Raw genomic sequence first — 609 nt, forward strand, 5'->3', positions numbered from 1 at the left:
CGTGACCGGTGTTCATCGCAGACAACATATCGACCGCTTCCGAGCCACGCACCTCACCAATCACAATTCGGTCAGGACGCATACGCAGTGAGTTTTTCACCAGATCACGCTGGGAGATTTCACCCTTTCCTTCAATGTTGGATGGGCGTGTTTCCAAACGAATAATGTGCGGTTGTTGTAACTGCAACTCGGCCGAGTCTTCGATAGTAACGATACGTTGGTCACTCGGAATGAAACCAGACAGGATGTTAAGCGTGGTTGTTTTACCTGAGCCTGTACCGCCCGAGATAAGAATGTTTAGTTCCCCGACAACGGCTGCATTCAAGAATTTGCCCATTTCTGGCGAAAGCGAACCAAGCCCTAATAAGTTGTCCATATTCAAACGTTCGACCGCAAAACGACGAATGGATACCGATGGCCCATCAATGGCAAGTGGAGGGATGATGGCATTGAAACGAGAGCCATCTTTTAGACGCGCATCCACCATAGGCGACGCCTCATCAATACGTCGACCTACTTGGCTTACAATGCGGTCAATAATGTTGCGAAGATGGCGCTCATCCAAAAATGTATGCGGCGTTTTTTCTAGCTTACCAAAGCGCTCGACAT

The 609-nt window shown here is 48.9% G+C and carries 1 protein-coding gene; it reads right to left on the reverse strand.

What is annotated here, in order from left to right:
* Window positions 1-609, reverse strand: a 609-nt coding sequence (locus R7Q46_RS28255) for a CpaF family protein (RefSeq protein WP_318078451.1), incomplete at both ends; no start/stop codon positions are given.

It is taken from the genome of Vibrio sp. 811 (assembly GCF_033339195.1).